Source organism: Streptomyces akebiae, from assembly GCF_019599145.1.
Lineage (GTDB): Bacteria > Actinomycetota > Actinomycetes > Streptomycetales > Streptomycetaceae > Streptomyces > Streptomyces akebiae.
This window is the reverse complement of the sequence record NZ_CP080647.1, coordinates 3,709,532-3,724,835: the sequence shown is the minus strand read 5'-3', so window position 1 is coordinate 3,724,835 and position 15,304 is coordinate 3,709,532. Positions and strand designations below refer to the sequence as shown.

Annotated in this window: 11 protein-coding genes; 6 read left to right on the top strand and 5 right to left on the bottom strand. The window is 68.4% G+C overall.

Annotated features, from left to right (window positions below):
- The first annotated feature begins 190 nt into the window (after positions 1-190).
- The 5 genes from K1J60_RS15895 to K1J60_RS15875 all read left to right on the top strand — a co-directional run bounded on the left by K1J60_RS15895 (position 191) and on the right by K1J60_RS15875 (position 9,194).
- Positions 191-2,239 carry a thioredoxin domain-containing protein gene (locus tag K1J60_RS15895; protein ID WP_220646793.1) on the top strand — a complete coding sequence of 683 codons (2,049 nt, stop codon included), beginning with the start codon at positions 191-193 and terminating at the stop codon, positions 2,237-2,239.
- Between the two features lie 214 nt (positions 2,240-2,453).
- The gene (locus tag K1J60_RS15890; protein ID WP_220646792.1) at positions 2,454-3,716 is read left to right on the top strand and encodes a glycosyltransferase; all 1,263 of its coding nucleotides are present in this window, start codon (positions 2,454-2,456) and stop codon (positions 3,714-3,716) included.
- Entirely contained in the window at positions 3,713-5,464 is a 1,752-nt protein-coding gene (locus K1J60_RS15885; protein WP_220646791.1) for an ArnT family glycosyltransferase, read from the top strand. The genes K1J60_RS15890 and K1J60_RS15885 overlap by 4 nt, the downstream gene beginning before the upstream one ends.
- The gene (locus tag K1J60_RS15880; RefSeq protein ID WP_220646790.1) at positions 5,461-6,714 is read left to right on the top strand and encodes a glycosyltransferase; all 1,254 of its coding nucleotides are present in this window, start codon (positions 5,461-5,463) and stop codon (positions 6,712-6,714) included. Before K1J60_RS15885 ends, K1J60_RS15880 begins: the two co-directional genes overlap by 4 nt.
- Positions 6,715-6,734: 20 nt before the next feature.
- Positions 6,735-9,194 (top strand): galactose oxidase-like domain-containing protein, encoded by a 2,460-nt coding sequence (locus K1J60_RS15875; RefSeq protein WP_220651490.1) that lies wholly within the window; start codon positions 6,735-6,737, stop codon positions 9,192-9,194.
- 262 nt (positions 9,195-9,456) lie between these two features.
- Here K1J60_RS15875 and K1J60_RS47165 read toward each other — a convergent pair whose 3' ends face one another.
- Together K1J60_RS47165 and K1J60_RS15865 are read right to left on the bottom strand one after the other, a co-directional pair.
- Positions 9,457-9,972, bottom strand: coding sequence for a UTRA domain-containing protein (locus tag K1J60_RS47165; RefSeq protein ID WP_398684257.1), 516 nt, complete (start codon positions 9,970-9,972; stop codon positions 9,457-9,459).
- 359 nt (positions 9,973-10,331) lie between these two features.
- Positions 10,332-10,583, bottom strand: a complete 252-nt coding sequence (locus K1J60_RS15865; RefSeq protein WP_220646789.1) for a hypothetical protein — start codon at positions 10,581-10,583, stop codon at positions 10,332-10,334.
- Positions 10,584-11,698: 1,115 nt separating this feature from the next.
- On the opposite strand from K1J60_RS15865, the gene K1J60_RS15860 reads away from it, so the two are divergent.
- On the top strand, positions 11,699-12,469 hold the full coding sequence (locus K1J60_RS15860) for a TSUP family transporter (RefSeq protein WP_220646788.1): 771 nt from the start codon (positions 11,699-11,701) through the stop codon (positions 12,467-12,469).
- A gap of 56 nt (positions 12,470-12,525) precedes the next feature.
- On the opposite strand, the gene K1J60_RS15855 is transcribed toward K1J60_RS15860, so the two are convergent.
- The 3 genes from K1J60_RS15855 to trhA all read right to left on the bottom strand — a co-directional run bounded on the left by K1J60_RS15855 (position 12,526) and on the right by trhA (position 15,007).
- On the bottom strand, positions 12,526-13,251 hold the full coding sequence (locus tag K1J60_RS15855; RefSeq protein WP_220646787.1) for a Mut7-C ubiquitin/RNAse domain-containing protein: 726 nt from the start codon (positions 13,249-13,251) through the stop codon (positions 12,526-12,528).
- Between the two features lie 33 nt (positions 13,252-13,284).
- On the bottom strand, positions 13,285-13,932 hold the full coding sequence (locus K1J60_RS15850; protein WP_220646786.1) for a TetR/AcrR family transcriptional regulator: 648 nt from the start codon (positions 13,930-13,932) through the stop codon (positions 13,285-13,287).
- A gap of 316 nt (positions 13,933-14,248) precedes the next feature.
- Positions 14,249-15,007, bottom strand: a complete 759-nt coding sequence (gene trhA, locus K1J60_RS15845; RefSeq protein ID WP_220646785.1) for a PAQR family membrane homeostasis protein TrhA — start codon at positions 15,005-15,007, stop codon at positions 14,249-14,251.
- Positions 15,008-15,304: the final 297 nt, after the last annotated feature.

Genomic DNA, 15,304 nt, shown 5'->3' with positions numbered 1-15,304 from the left:
CGGGGCGCGGAGGCGAGAGGGCGTGGATCAGGGAGGGGGCGCGTGCGCGGGCGGTGCGTGCGCGTGCGCGGGGAACGGGGGCCGCCGCGAGGCCCGGGCCGGCGGCCGACTGCGGGGTCGTCGGGGGCGAGAGTGGGACGCGCCCCCGTGCTGAACTGCGATTCCCGGGTACTGGGGAATGATGGTGCCCATGGCGAACCGACTGGCCCACGAGACATCTCCCTACCTCCTCCAGCACGCCGACAACCCGGTCGACTGGTGGCCCTGGTCGGCCGAGGCGTTCGAGGAGGCGCGCAGGCGGGGGGTACCGGTGCTCCTCAGCGTCGGCTACTCGAGTTGCCACTGGTGCCATGTGATGGCGCACGAGTCGTTCGAGGACCGGGAGACCGCCGAGTACCTGAACGCGCACTTCGTGAGCGTCAAGGTCGACCGGGAGGAGCGCCCCGACGTCGACGCGGTGTACATGGAGGCCGTACAGGCCGCGACCGGGCAGGGCGGCTGGCCCATGACCGTGTTCCTGACGCCGGAGGGGGAGCCCTTCTACTTCGGCACCTACTTTCCGCCCGCCCCCCGCCACGGCATGCCCTCCTTCCGGCAGGTCCTGGAGGGGGTGCGGGCCGCCTGGGCGGACCGGCGGGACGAGGTCGCCGAGGTCGCCGGGAAGATCGTGCGGGACCTGGCGGGGCGGGAGCTGAAGTTCGCGGCGGTCGACGCGCCCGGGGAGGACGAGTTGGCGCAGGCGTTGCTGGGGCTCACCCGGGAGTACGACGCGGCGCGGGGCGGCTTCGGCAGGGCGCCCAAGTTCCCGCCCTCGATGGTGATCGAGTTCCTGCTGCGGCACGCGGCGCGCACCGGTTCCGAGGGCGCGCTGCAGATGGCGCGGGACACGTGCGAGCGCATGGCCCGCGGCGGTATCTACGACCAGCTCGGCGGCGGCTTCGCCCGGTACTCCGTCGACCGTGAGTGGGTCGTGCCGCACTTCGAGAAGATGCTGTACGACAACGCCCTGCTGTGCCGCGTGTACGCCCATCTCTGGCGGGCCACCGGTTCCGAGCTGGCCCGGCGCGTCGCCCTGGAGACGGCCGACTTCATGGTCCGTGAACTGCGCACGAACGAGGGCGGGTTCGCCTCGGCGCTGGACGCCGACAGCGACGACGGGACCGGGTCCGGGAAGCACGTCGAGGGCGCCTACTACGTCTGGACGCCCGAGCAGCTGACCGAGGTGCTCGGCGAGGAGGACGCGGCGCTCGCCGCGCAGCACTTCGGGGTCACGGAGGAGGGGACCTTCGAGGAAGGGGCGTCCGTCCTTCAACTGCCGCAACGCGAGGGCGTGTTCGATGCCGAGCGGATCGAGTCGGTGAGGAGTCGGCTGAAGGAGGCGCGTGCGCGTCGGCCCGCCCCCGGCCGTGACGACAAGGTGGTGGCCGCCTGGAACGGCCTCGCCGTCGCCGCGCTCGCCGAGACCGGTGCCTACTTCGACCGCCCCGACCTGGTGGACGCCGCCATCGCCGCCGCGGACCTCCTCGTACGACTGCATCTGGACGAGAGGGCGAGGCTCGCGCGGACCAGCAAGGACGGGCAGGTCGGCGCCAACGCGGGGGTGCTGGAGGACTACGCGGACGTCGCCGAGGGGTTCCTGGCGCTGGCGTCGGTCACGGGGGAGGGGGTGTGGCTGGAGTTCGCCGGGTTCCTGCTCGACCATGTGCTCGTCCGGTTCGTCGACGAGGAGTCGGGGGCGCTCTTCGACACCGCCGCCGACGCGGAGAGGCTGATCCGGCGGCCGCAGGATCCGACCGACAACGCCACGCCGTCGGGGTGGAGCGCGGCGGCCGGAGCACTGCTGAGTTATGCCGCGCACACCGGTTCCGAGCCTCACCGGACGGCCGCCGAACGGGCGTTGGGCGTGGTGAAGGCACTGGGGCCGAGGGCGCCCCGGTTCATCGGATGGGGGCTGGCCACGGCGGAGGCCCTGCTCGACGGGCCGCGTGAGGTGGCGGTCGTCGGACCGCAGGGGCATCCGGGGACGAGGGAGCTGCATCGGACGGCGTTGCTGGGGACCGCGCCGGGTGCGGTGGTGGCCGTGGGGACCGCGGACAGTGACGAACTGCCGCTGCTGGCCGACCGTCCGCTCGTCGGCGGTGAACCGACTGTGTATGTCTGCCGTAATTTCACATGTGACGCTCCCGTGACCGATGTCGACCGCTTGCGTACGGCTCTGGGAGTGGCCTCGATCGGCTGAAAGTCGCCGGTCAGAGAAGTGGGGCAAGATCGAACAACTGGCTTGATACGGGCCGGTGTGCGGACACGTCCGATTACGTGTTCCCTCGAACGGAAACACGCTTTTTATCGGAAGGGCCCCCAGGGTTCACAGTTTCCCCCTAGTCTCTCCACAGTGACGCGCCGGGAGTAACTCCCGGCGCGACAGGGGGTATTGGGATCCGGGGGGATCTATCTTGCTGACGTCTGTCTTCATAGCTGTCATCTCGCTTGCCTTGTTCTGGATGGCGGCCTTCACTCTGTGGTGGCAGATGCACGCGTGGCGAACGCCCGAAGTGCTGGCCTCCACCCGGTTCAGCAGACCGGACGGCGACGAGCATGTGTCGTTCTCACTGCTGCTGCCGGCGCGCCATGAACAGGCCGTGCTGGACCACACCATCCAACGACTGCTCGAATCCAGCCACGACGACTTCGAGATCATCGTGATCGTCGGGCACGACGACCCGGAGACCACCGCGGTGGCCCGGGACGCGGAGGAGCGCGACCCGCGTGTCCGCGTGGTGGTCGACCACCACGAGAAGAAGAACAAGCCGAAGGCCATGAACACGGCGTTGCCGCACTGCCGCGGCGATGTCGTCGGGGTCTTCGACGCCGAGGACCAGGTCCATCCGGAGCTGCTGTCCCACGTCGACCACGCCTTCCGCACCACGGGCGCGGACGTCGTGCAGGGCGGGGTGCAGCTCATCAACTACAACTCCAGCTGGTACAGCCTGCGCAACTGCCTGGAGTACTTCTTCTGGTTCCGGTCCCGGCTCCATCTGCACGCGCAGAAAGGGTTCATCCCGCTCGGCGGCAACACCGTCTTCGTCCGCACCGATGTGCTGCGCGAGGCCGACGGCTGGGACCCCGACTGCCTCGCCGAGGACTGCGACCTGGGCGTCCGGCTGTCGAGCGTGGGCAAGAAGGTCGTCGTCGCCTACGACTCCGACATGGTGACCCGGGAGGAGACCCCCGGCAGCCTGATGTCGCTGATGAAACAGCGCACCCGCTGGAACCAGGGCTTCCTCCAGGTCTACCGGAAGAAGGACTGGCGCCAACTGCCCAGCTTCCGGCAGCGGTTGCTCGCCCGCTACACACTGATGACGCCCTATCTCCAGGCCGTCTCCGGGGTGATCATCCCGCTCAACGTAGCCATCGCGCTCTTCCTCGACGTCCCCGTCGGCGTCGCCTTCATCACCTTCCTGCCGGCCGTCACCGCCCTCGTCACCTTCGTGTTCGAGGTCGTCGGACTGCACGACTTCGGCAGGCAGTACGGACTGCGCGTCCGGTTCGTCCACTACGTCAAGCTCGTCGTGGGCGGCCCCTTCTACCAGGTGCTCCTCGCCTTCGCCGCCGTACGCGCGGTGTGGCGCGAGCAACGCGGCCGCAACGACTGGGAGTTGACCAGCCACGTCGGCGCACATCTCGCGAACGTGAACCGAGAGGACGTTCCTGCGTGACCTCCACACTTCCCGCGGCGACCAAGACGAAAGTCAAGGTCCCCGCGCAGCGGACAGCTGCGCCCACAGCCGGTTCGACAGGTCGAACAAACGATTCCTCTTCCGCTTCGTCCGCGCCCGGGTCACCGCCGAAGCGCCTGCGGGACTCGCGCCCCGACCTGCTCCTCTGCGGTCTCCTCCTCGTCGCGATCATGATCGTGCAGGGATGGAACATCGCCGACTACCCGACCCTCAGCGACGACGAGGGCACCTACCTCGCGCAGGCCTGGGCCGTCCAGGAGGGCAGGGGCCTCGCCCACTACACCTACTGGTACGACCACCCGCCCCTCGGCTGGATCCAGCTCGCCGTCCTGACCTGGATCCCCGCCCAGCTCGCCCCCGAGTCGATGACCGTCGGCTCGATGCGCGCGGTGATGCTGCTGGTCAGCGCGGTCAGCGCCGTCCTCGTCTACGTCCTCGGCCGCCGCCTGTCGCTGCCCCGCTGGGCCGCCGGCCTCGGCATGGCGCTCTTCGGACTGTCCCCGCTGTCGGTGGTGCTCCAGCGGGAGATCTTCCTCGACAACATCGCGGTGATGTGGACGCTGCTGGCGTTCTGTCTCGCCGCCTCGCCCAGCCGTCACCTCTGGCACCACTTCGGCGCCGGTATCGCCGCCGCCGCGGCCGTGCTCACCAAGGAGACGATGCTCCTCGTCCTGCCGGCCGTGCTGCTCACCATGTGGCGGCACAGCCACCGGGACACCAGGAAGTTCGCCATCACCGGCGCCGTCACCGCCTGCACCCTGATCGGCATCTCGTACCCGCTGTTCGCCCTGCTCAAGGGCGAGTTGCTGCCGGGCGCCGGCCATGTGTCCCTCTGGGACGGCATCGTCTACCAGATGAGCCGCCCCGGCTCCGGCTTCATCCTCACCGAGGGCACCGGCTCGTACGGCGTCCTGCAGTCCTGGCTGTACTACGACCGTGTGCTGCCGCTCGGCGGGCTCGCGGGCGCTCTGCTGCTCCTGGTCACCTGGCGCTGGTCGGTGACCGCGCGGGCCCTCGCCGGACCCGCGCTCGCCGTCGCCATCCTCGCCGGAATGGCCCTGCGCCCCGGCTATCTGCCCGCGATGTACGTCCTCCAGGCGCTGCCCTTCCTCGCCCTCGTCCTCGCGGGCGGCACGGCGAGCGTCGCCCACGGTGTCCTGCGCCGGTGGCGGAGCACGAGCGAGCACCGGGCCCTGACCTGGGCACGGCACGGCGTGGCCCTCGCCCTGGCCGCCGCCGCGGCGGTGTACGTCGTGCCCCGCTGGTACGACGGCAACCACACCGCGATGACGTTCAACGCCAACGCCCCCTACCAGCAGGCCGCGAAGTGGCTCGGCAGTGAGATCGAGGACCCGGCGGGCACCCGGGTCCTCGTCGACGACGCGCTCTGGCTCGACCTCGTCCACGAGGGCTACCGGCCGGGACTCGGCGTCATCTGGTTCTACAAGGCCGACCTCGACCCGGCGGTGACGAAGACGATGCCGCGCGGCTGGCGCGACCTCGACTACGTGGTCGCCTCCCCGACCGTACGGCGTGACGCGGTCGACCTGCCCAACGTCAAGGGCGCGATGGAGAACTCGACCCCGGTGGCCACCTTCGGCACCGGCGACGACCGCATCGAGATCCGCAGGATCGAGAACGGCGGCGACAACCGCACGAGTGGCACCGGGGCCACCGGCGACGACGACCGGATCCGCGAGACCGAGGCCGCTGGAGGCGACCGATGAACAGCGGAAGCTACGAGTCCACCGCGCCCGGGACACTCGGTGATCCGGCCGTGCGGGCTGCCGAGGTCCCCGAACCGGGTGCCGTCACCATCGTCGTCCCGACCTTCAACGAGTCGGCGAACGTACGGGAGTTGCTGCACCAGATCACCGAGACGGTCCCCGGGCGGCTGCCCTGCGAGGTCGTCTTCGTGGACGACTCCACCGACGACACCCCCGAGGTCATCAACGAGGCCGCGCAGGACTGCCCGTTCCCGGTGACCGTGCTGCACCGCGACGAACCGGTCGGCGGCCTGGGCGGCGCGGTGGTCGAGGGCATCAAGGCGGCCACGTCCGACTGGATCGTCGTCATGGACGGCGACCTGCAGCACCCGCCGTCCCTCGTGCCGGACCTGGTGGCGACCGGGGAGCGGTCGTCGGCGGGTCTCGTGGTCGCCTCCCGCTACATCAAGGGCGGCAGCCGGGCCGGACTCGCGGGCAGCTACCGGGTGGCCGTCTCGCGCGGCGCGACCTGGCTCACCAAGTCCCTCTTCCCGCGCCGGCTGCACGGCATCAGCGACCCGATGAGCGGCTTCTTCGCGATCCGCCGCAGCGCGGTCACCGCCGAGATCCTCCAGCCGCTCGGCTACAAGATCCTCCTCGAACTCGCCGTGCGCAGCCGCCCGCGGCAGGTCACGGAGGTGCCCTTCGTCTTCCAGGACCGGTACGCGGGCGAGTCCAAGTCGACCGCGCAGGAGGGGTTCAGGTTCCTGCGCCACCTCATGGGGCTGCGGACGGCCTCTCCGCTCGCCCGCATGATCGTCTTCGGGCTGATCGGTGTCACGGGATTCGTTCCGAACCTCGCCGGTCTCTACGCGCTGACCTCGGCCGGCATGCACTATGTCCCCGCGGAGATCCTCGCCAACCAGCTCGGGGTGGTCTGGAACTTCCTCCTCATCGAGCATCTGTGTTTCCGCGAGCGGCGCAAGCACCGCAAGGGATGGGACCGCATCGGCAGGTTCGCGCTGCTCGCCAACGCCGATCTGCTGCTGCGTATCCCGCTGATCGCCCTGTTCGTGAGCGAGTTCGGCATGGGCGCGCTGCCCGCGACCGCGCTCGCCCTGGTGACGACGTTCGTCCTGCGCTTCGTGGGGACCGAGGCGCTCGTCTATCTGCCTCGCAAGACATCCCGCCGCGGGGAGCGCGGCGAGAAGGAGGGCGAGGAGAGGAAGGCAGCCGAGCAGGCAGCCGAACCGGCAAGGAGAGCCGCGTGAAGAACCACCTGAAGGACCGCTTGACGGTCTGGGGCAGATCGACGGTCCGGGGCAGACCCGGACCGAGACCCAGGGTCAGACGCAGAACCGCCCTGCTGGCGGTCGGAGCACTCGCCTCCGGCCTCCTGCTCATCTCGCCCCAGCCCGCGTCCGCCGCCAACCTCATCAAGAACCCCGGCTTCGAGACGGCCGGCAGTGACGACATGCCGTACTGCTGGGAGAAGTCCGGCTGGGGCGACAACGACTTCACCTTCACGACGGTGGGGGGCGCCCACACGGGCTCCAAGGCCATGAAGGTCGAGCTGACCCGCCGGGTCTCCGGCGACCGCAAGGCCCTGATCACCGAGTCGGCGGCCTGTGCGCCGTCGGTCGCCGTCGGCAAGCAGTACGACCTGTCGCTCTGGTACAAGTCGACGACCCCGGACACCTCCGTCACCCTGTTCCGGCACGACACCACGGCCGGCTGGCAGTACTGGACGGACCTCAAGACGCTGGAGATGGCCGGGAGCTGGACCGAGGCGTCGGTCCGCACCCCCGCCATCCCGGCGGGCACCGACCGGATCACCTGGGGCGTCTCCGTCTACGGCACCGGCTCCGTCACCACCGACGACTACACGATGGACGTGGTCGCCGACCCGGTCCCCGAGCCGGAGTGCACGGGCACCCCGGACGAGTGCCTGAACGGCCGCTGGGACGTGCTGCCCACCCAGAACCCCGTCCGCTCCATGCACTCGGTCGTCCTCAACAACGGCAAGGTGCTGCTGATCGCCGGCTCCGGCAACAGCGAGCAGATGTTCGAGGCGGGCACCTTCACCTCGGCGGTGTACGACCCGAAGAACGGCACGTACAAGCAGATCCCGACGCCGGACGACATGTTCTGCGCGGGCCATGTGCAGTTGGACGACGGCCGGGTCCTGGTCATGAGCGGCAACAAGGGCTATCCGTCGGCCGACGGCACGATCGGCTACCAAGGCTACAAGGACTCGTACATCTTCGACCCGGTGACGGAGACGTACAGCAAGACCAACGACATGAACGACGGCCACTGGTACCCGTCGGCGACGATCCTCGGAAACGGTGACGTCATCTCGTTCGGCGGTCTGAAGGAGGACTCCACGGGCTCGGTGACGGCCGAACTGTGGTCGGACGCCGAGCAGAAGTGGCTCGAACTCTGGAAGGTCAACCAGACCTGGTCGTACTGGGGCCTGTACCCGTCGATGATCCTCATGCAGGACGGCCGCCTCTTCTACTCGGGCAGCCACGTCTTCGGCAACAACATCCCCGGGACGGGCTCGGCGATCTACGACTACGGCGCGAACACGATCACGCAGGTCCCCGGCCTGCAGAACAAGGACGAGCGTGACCAGTCCGCGAGCGTGCTGCTGCCCCCGGCCCAGGACCAGAAGGTCCTCACGCTCGGCGGCGGCAACATCGAATCCAACCCGGCGGCGAACCGCCTGACGGACGTCATCGACCTCAAGGCCGCGAACCCGGCGTACGTCGCCGGCCCGCCGATCCCGCAGGGCACGGTGGACCTCGGCAACGGCAAGGTCGCCCAGACGGGCAGCCAGGGCAAGATGTACGTCTCCGCGGTGCTGCTGCCCGACGGCAAGGTCCTGGAGACGGGCGGCGCCCTGCACAACCGCGCCGATCCGGTCTTCGAGACGTCGATCTACGACCCGGCGACGAACACGTTCGACCCGGTGGCGACGGACCCGGAGGAGCGCGGCTACCACTCCTCGGCGTTCCTGCTCCCCGACGGCCGTGTCATGACCACGGGCGACAACCCGGGCAACGGCACCTGGAACCACGACGTGTCGATCTACACCCCGCCGTACCTCCTCAAGGGCGACCGCCCGGCCATCACCTCGGTGATCGACAAGGAGTGGGTGTACGGCGACACGCAACGCATCACGGTCGACCGCCCGATCGTGAAGGCGGAACTGATCCGCCCGGCGGCGGTGACGCACTCCTCGGACCCGAACCAGCGCTTCGTGGATCTCCCCCTGTCGGTGGACGGCAACAACGTGGACCTGAACGTGACGAGCAACCCGAACCTGGCCCCGCCGGGCTGGTACATGCTCTTCGCGGTCGACGCCAACGGCGTTCCGTCGGTGGCCGAATGGGTCCACCTTCAGGGCCCGTCCGCGCTGGCGCAGGCCTCCGGCGAGGCCCCTTCGGCCCACGTCCACGACTTCGCGGACGCCCCGAAGGGCAAGGTCACGGGTCCGCAGAAGAAGACCAAGTCCAAGAAGGTCAGTCCGACGATCGCCGGGTGCGACCGGCACTACGGCACGGCGAACGTCTGCGTGCCGACGGCCTTCCCGGCGGAGGTCAAGAAGACGACGGCGGCCCGCTGCGCGTGGCTGAAGGAGAACGACTACGGCCGCTTGAAGGTCAACGGCAAGGACGACCCGTTGAGGCTGGACCGGAACAAGGACGGTCTGGCGTGCGGAAAGGCGGATGTGAAGCGCCGCTGACGATCACCAGGCCGGCGTGATCGGCCCCCGTGCCCGGTGGACAACCACCGGGCACGGGGGCTGTTTCGGTTACGCGCGCTCGACGATGTGCGCGGCGCTGGGCGAGGCGCTGGGCGAGGCTTGGACAGACTGTCGACATCCCGGTGCGGCTGGTGGCGGAGGCCGGCTGCCGAGGGCTCGGCAGAGGGCGGCGTGCAGGTGCTCGGCTTCAAAAAGAGACCGGACCGGTGGACCGGTCCAGTCAAGCGAAACGTTGGTTTCCCTACCTCATGGGGTAGTTGTCGACCTGCTTGAACACATGAGAGGCCGTCACTCCTTCTTCGCAGACGAGCGGCCGATGATCCTGGTCGAAGGCCACGTGCAGCACGACGGCGACCGCGGCCGGCTGCTCCACTTTGAGCAACTGGGCCTCATCGCTGTCGGCCAGCCGCACCGTAGTCGTGTCCGTCCCCTCCACCGGGATACGGCCTGTCTCGCGGCACACGTAGTGCGTGGTCCCCTCGGCGATGGGATTGCGTCCTGGGAAGTGGTGTACGGGTTCCCACCTGATCCGGGTGTTTGGCCTGGCGTCGGAGTGAGGGCTTCGTTCCAGCCCAAGAGGTTCGACTCCGTGCAGCCGCATGCGCCGAAGTCGGATTACAAAGACCCCGGCATGCTCTGCTGTGGGATACGCCGTATCCCACACCTGGTAGGTGGCGCCGCTGCGGAGGGCGGCCAGCGCAGCAATGGACACCTCGTCGTCACCGGCCAACAGCTGTTCCAGAACATGCCGTTCCATGGTCACCCCCACCGGGATCCTGCGGTCCAGCAGCCAGGTACCGCAACCCCAACAATCGCCCGCGTCCTGTAGCGTCCCTCCGGGGCCTGGCAGCGGCCGGAATGGCCGTCACTGGCCGACCCGGCAAGAGCTACAGATCAGAACGCTTCTGACATCCACGGCTGACATCAACGACGCCGGACGAGGGTGTACACCAGCGACTCCGTCCGGCCGTCCCACCAATCGCCTGTCGCAGCCGAAGCGAGCCCGGATCGAACTCCTAAAGCGGGTGTCGCAGGATCGAATCCTGCCGGGGCACCAGGCAAACGGCCCCGGACCGACCATGATCCGGGGCCGTTTGCGCGAGCGTACCGGGCTGCTCAGGAGTCCCTTACAAGCGTCGGCGGAGCGCTGCTCACATCGACCCGGTAGCTGCTCATTATCTCCTCCATACGCTTGAAGATCAGCTCTTCTCCAAGATCTTCACGGAGCGCTTCCGAAATTTCAGGAGCGTTGATTTCGGAGCTGTACCGACCTGGCTTCATTTCGGGTTGCGGTGGCGGCGAGTCCTCACTGCCAGCAGCAAGGGTTTCGATGTTCCCGTGGCGGTCGTAAACCGCAGTCAATCTCATCGCTGGAGTCCTCCGTGACTGGTTCCATTCAGGCTCCTGCTGAATCCAATCGAAGCAACGATGAGGCTATTCGTTGACTCGACTGAGGAAGGTGATGAAGTATTTTATGGGCGTACTGCCAGTGTTGTTGCAATTTGCCCCAACGTAGTACTCCCAGTAGTTGATGTCGCCTTGCCACCAAGACCGTTTCGTGACATGAAGCTCTCGTACCGACATCGTGTAATACCCAGAGGCGGACTCATTCGGGAGGGCCGTAAGGGTGTAGGTGCCGAGGGCGCGAGGCTCGTACCCCATAGGCCAACTCAACCAAATTGCCCCTCCGGGCTGGATAGGGGTTTGGGTGGTCCAATACTGCTTGGCGACTACTGTGACAGTGGCCATGGGTGACCTCAAATCATGTCACTTGCTCGGATGAATCACAATCAGCCTAAAGCTCGTAATCGCGGCCTGCAAATCGATCAGGGAGTACTCAAACTTATTTCGACGCGCAATAATTCCCTCGACAACGTCTTCTCGAATGTACTGTTGACGGTTTAGCCGGGATGGATTAAGACCGTGCCTGACTCAACGGTCGATTCAGCTTCCCGTACTACCTGATGCTGGGGCTGGGCGACTTCGAGAACACACTCTGCTACTGGGCTACGACTTGACTGTATGGAAGGGGAACGCCCGGCGGACGACAGGGCGGCCGGGCGAGCCTTCACCGACCTCTATGACCGCTGCGTCGACACAGAGGCGGAGCATCCGCCGACCGAGCGCGTTGGGGCTTACGTCGTCGCACTCCTGGAGACGATGGTGTGACTTGACTGAGGTTCCCCCGAGATGCGGAGGTTGGTGACAGAGGGTCAGATGGGTACCGCACCAGATCGAGCGGGGAACAGTGGCGAATCGCGGTGAAGCAGTCGGGCGAGAGGGATCTGCACAGCTTCGCTGCCCGGATGGGCAGGAGGCGGCCCCTAAAGCAAATAGCTTGCTCTTGCGAGTAATATGCATCAAGCTGCTCAGGTCCTTACGGTCCGCCCGTGACGTGGAGCTTTGTCATGTCCCCAGGGTTTCGTGAGGGCCGTTACCGCTTTCTCTCCGGCGGGCCCGCCGATCGGCATGAAAGGACCGGGATGGATCCAGAGATAGTCGCCGCCCTCCTGGTGGCCGCGACCGCGGCCGGGTGGGTGGACGCCGTGGTGGGGGGCGGCGGGCTGATCCTGATCCCGACGCTGCTGGTGGCGTTTCCCACGATGGCCCCCGCCACCGTGCTGGGCACCAACAAACTGACGGCGATCACGGGCACCAGCGTCGCCGCCGTCACCTACGCGCGGCGCACCAAACTGGACCGGTCGGTGGCACTGTCCGCGGCCGGCCTCGCGGTCCCCTCCGCCGGCATCGGCGCCCTCTCCGCCTCAAGCCTGCCGGCCGACTGGTTCCGGCCGTTGATCATGGCCCTGCTCATCGGAGTGGCGGCGTTCGTGACGTTGCGCCCGAACTTCGGATCCGTGATCGAGACCGCCGACGCCGTCAGCGGACGACGGAAGCTGATGGCCGTCGGTGTGGCCGGCTGCGGCGTCGGTTTCTACGACGGTGTCTTCGGGCCCGGTACCGGAACCTTCCTCATCATGAGCTTCACCGCCCTGCTGTCCATGGAGTTCCTCCAGAGCTCGGCACTGGCGAAGATCGTGAACGTGGGGACGAACTTCGGCGCGCTCACGGTCTTCGCCGTGCAGGGCCACATCCTGTGGACCCTCGGCGCGGGGATGGCCGTCTGCAATGTCGCGGGCGCCACCCTCGGGGCCCGGACCGCGTTGAAGCGGGGCTCCGGCTTCATCCGCGGCGTCCTGCTCGTGGTCGTCACCGCGTTGGTGATCAAACTCGCGGTCGACCAGTTCGGATGAGGCCGGGAGCGGGGTACCGGGCCACCGTCCTGCCGGAGGCACGCCCGGTTCCCGGCTCACCCCCCACGCGTCCGCAGAGCCTCCCGCACGATCGCCTCCAACTGCTCGTGGTGCGCGCCCTTCCAGTACGCCCGACCGCACGAACCGCACTGCGCGAAGACGTCGTACGACCGCTGCGTGCCGCCCTCCAGACGGTCCGCGACCTCCTCCTTCGTGGCCGGCTCCAGCAGGCCGTTGCAGGCGGTGCAGCGGGTCCAGGGGTGCAGGTCCGGGGCGAACCGGGCCAGTACGTCTCGCAGTTGTTCGTCCGGCCGGGTGCTGTAGATGTACGCCCCGGCCCACAGTTCGCGGCGCCGCAGCAGTCCCCGGTCACGGCTGAGCATCACCCGCCGCTCGGCGGCGGAGAGCGTGGCCAGGGCCGGGTCGCCGAGGTCCGTGGACTCGTACGCCGCGTCGACACCCAGCAGGCGCAACCGGCGGGCGAGGGTGCCCAGGTGGACGTCGAGGAGGAAGCGGAGCGGGGCGCCCGGTACCTGCTGGGGGCGTCGCACCGGCCGTACGGCGACCGACTCACCGTCTGCCGGGACATGGGACACCCGGACCTCGTGGCCGTCCACGACCAGCGCGCCCACCTCCGTCAGCGGTACGCCCAGGGACTCCACGACATGGCCGAGCGTGGAGACCCCGTCGGTGGCCAGCGGCGTCGCGCCCGTGCGGTGGGCGTGGGGGACGAACAGGGCCAGTTCGGGGGCGACTTCGATGCGGATCTCGGCGGGTTTCACCTGGTCAGGATGGCATGCGAGAGCAGCGGAGGCTCAGGGGTTTTCTGGGCTCAGGCCGTGCTGGAGGATGTTCAGGGTGCGGTCCACCAGGTCGCCGAAGTCGTCGCGGTGGTCGTTCTCCGCCCAGTGGAGCGACGTCTCCATCAGGCCTGCGAGCAGGGACATCGCCCAGACCCTGACCTCCAGGCTGTCCGGGTCGCGGCCGGTGCGTTCGCCGATCGCGGTGCGCAGCACGCGGCCCGTGACCGACATGCTCTCCCTCATGCGCGAGCGCACCGCCGGGACCTGGACCATCAGGCGGGTGCGCAGCCGGGCGCCCTCCGCGTCCTCCTCGACGCCGCTCCGGACGGCCTCCCGCATCACCTGCCGGACGCTGTCCTGCCAGGGTTCGTCCGCCGGGCGGGCCCGTAGTTCCTCCAGGAGGAGCGGGTCGTACTCGTCGGTGAGGACGATGTCCTCCTTGGTCGGGAAGTAGCGGAAGACGGTCGACGGTGAGACCTCCGCGCGGTCGGCGATCTGCTCGATCGTCGTGGCGTCGTAGCCCTGCTCCCGGACCAGGGCGTACAGCGCGGACCGGATCGTCTCGCGCGTCTTGATCTTCTTCCGCTCACGCAGTCCGAGGCGGGGGCGGTCGGCTGGGGGAGCGGAGGTCGTGGGGAGGGTGGGGCGTGCGGCCGTCATGCGGTCATTGTCGGACACCGGCGCTGGACGTGGCCAGGTCAGGGCCGGTGCCCCGCCGCTCCCGGCGCTCCCGCCCGTCCGCGTGCCCAGCTTCCCGTCGGGGCGGGCCCCTCCGCGTGCCCAGCTTCCCGTCGAGGCCCCTCCGCGTGCCCGGCGTCCTGTCGGGGCCCCTCCGCGTGCCCGGCTTCCCGTCGAGTGCCTCCGTGTACCGAGCGCTCGCCGGGCGTCTGCCGTACCCCGCCGATGTGCGTCCGGGCGTACGGGAACGGCCACGGCTCGAAAGCCGTGGCCGGGGAGGAGGCAAGGGGACTAAGCGTCATGCGTGCTGGTACGCCACCAGCGAGATTCCCACGTAGTGCGCGATGAACGCCGCCAGCGTCAGGGAGTGGAAGACCTCGTGGAAGCCGAACCAGCGCGGTGACGGGTCCGGGCGCTTGAGGCCGTAGATGACTCCGCCGACGCTGTAGAGGACGCCGCCGACGATCACCAGGACGAGGACGGCGATGCCGCCGGTGCGCATGAAGTCGGGCAGGAAGAAGACGGCCGCCCAGCCCATCGCGATGTAACAGGGGGTGTAGAGCCAGCGCGGGGCGCCGACCCAGAAGACGCGGAAGATGATGCCGGCGAGTGCCGCCGCCCAGATGCCCCACAGCAGCCACTGACCCTTGGCGCCCGGGAGGAGCAGCATCGTCAGCGGGGTGTAGGTGCCCGCGATGATGAGGAAGATGTTGGCGTGATCCAGCCTGCGCAGGATGCCGTCCATCCGCGGGCTCCAGTCGCCCCGGTGGTACAGCGCGCTCACGCCGAACAGCAGGCAGGCGGTGAAGGTGAAGATCCCGCAGGCGATGCGGCCGCGGGTGGACCCCGCGAGGGCGGTGAGGACCAGGCCGGCGACGAGCGCGGCCGGGAACATGCCTAGATGGAGCCAGCCCCGGAGTCTGGGCTTGATCTCACCGGTGATCTGGTGGATCTCGTCGGTGAGCTGGTCGGCGATCTGATGCGGCAGGGAACGCGCGTCGGGATCGCGGCTGTCGGCCGACGTCTCCGCGTGCGCATCGGGGGCGGACGCTGTCATGTCTTGCATCGTACCTACGGAACCGTAACTTACGGGAGCGCGCGGTCTGTTCGCGCATCCGGAAGTGGCCATCGTCTCACGTGGTGGGCTCATGGGACATCCGAGCGCACCTCCGTATACCCGCGGTGAAGCGGGGGTGACACAGGGAAACCTCCCGGGCGAAAACGGCGGAGTGGTGATGCTCACGATGCTCACGTGGGCGGCCCTCTGGACAGATGGGCGCTCTCGTCGGATGATCAAATGAGTGTGGTCGGCACCGGATGAGCGCCCAAAGATCCAACCGTGAAGCATCCGGGT

Excerpts from the sequence above, each read along its gene's own strand:
- K1J60_RS15895 (WP_220646793.1), top strand. The coding sequence starts at position 191 with ATGGCGAACCGACTGGCCCACGAGACATCTCCCTACCTCCTCCAGCAC.
- K1J60_RS15860 (WP_220646788.1), top strand. The coding sequence starts at position 11,699 with ATGGATCCAGAGATAGTCGCCGCCCTCCTGGTGGCCGCGACCGCGGCC.
- K1J60_RS15880 (WP_220646790.1), top strand. The coding sequence starts at position 5,461 with ATGAACAGCGGAAGCTACGAGTCCACCGCGCCCGGGACACTCGGTGAT.
- K1J60_RS15850 (WP_220646786.1), bottom strand. The coding sequence starts at position 13,932 with ATGACGGCCGCACGCCCCACCCTCCCCACGACCTCCGCTCCCCCAGCC.
- K1J60_RS47165 (WP_398684257.1), bottom strand. The coding sequence starts at position 9,972 with ATGGAACGGCATGTTCTGGAACAGCTGTTGGCCGGTGACGACGAGGTG.
- trhA (WP_220646785.1), bottom strand. The coding sequence starts at position 15,007 with ATGACAGCGTCCGCCCCCGATGCGCACGCGGAGACGTCGGCCGACAGC.
- K1J60_RS15865 (WP_220646789.1), bottom strand. The coding sequence starts at position 10,583 with ATGAGATTGACTGCGGTTTACGACCGCCACGGGAACATCGAAACCCTT.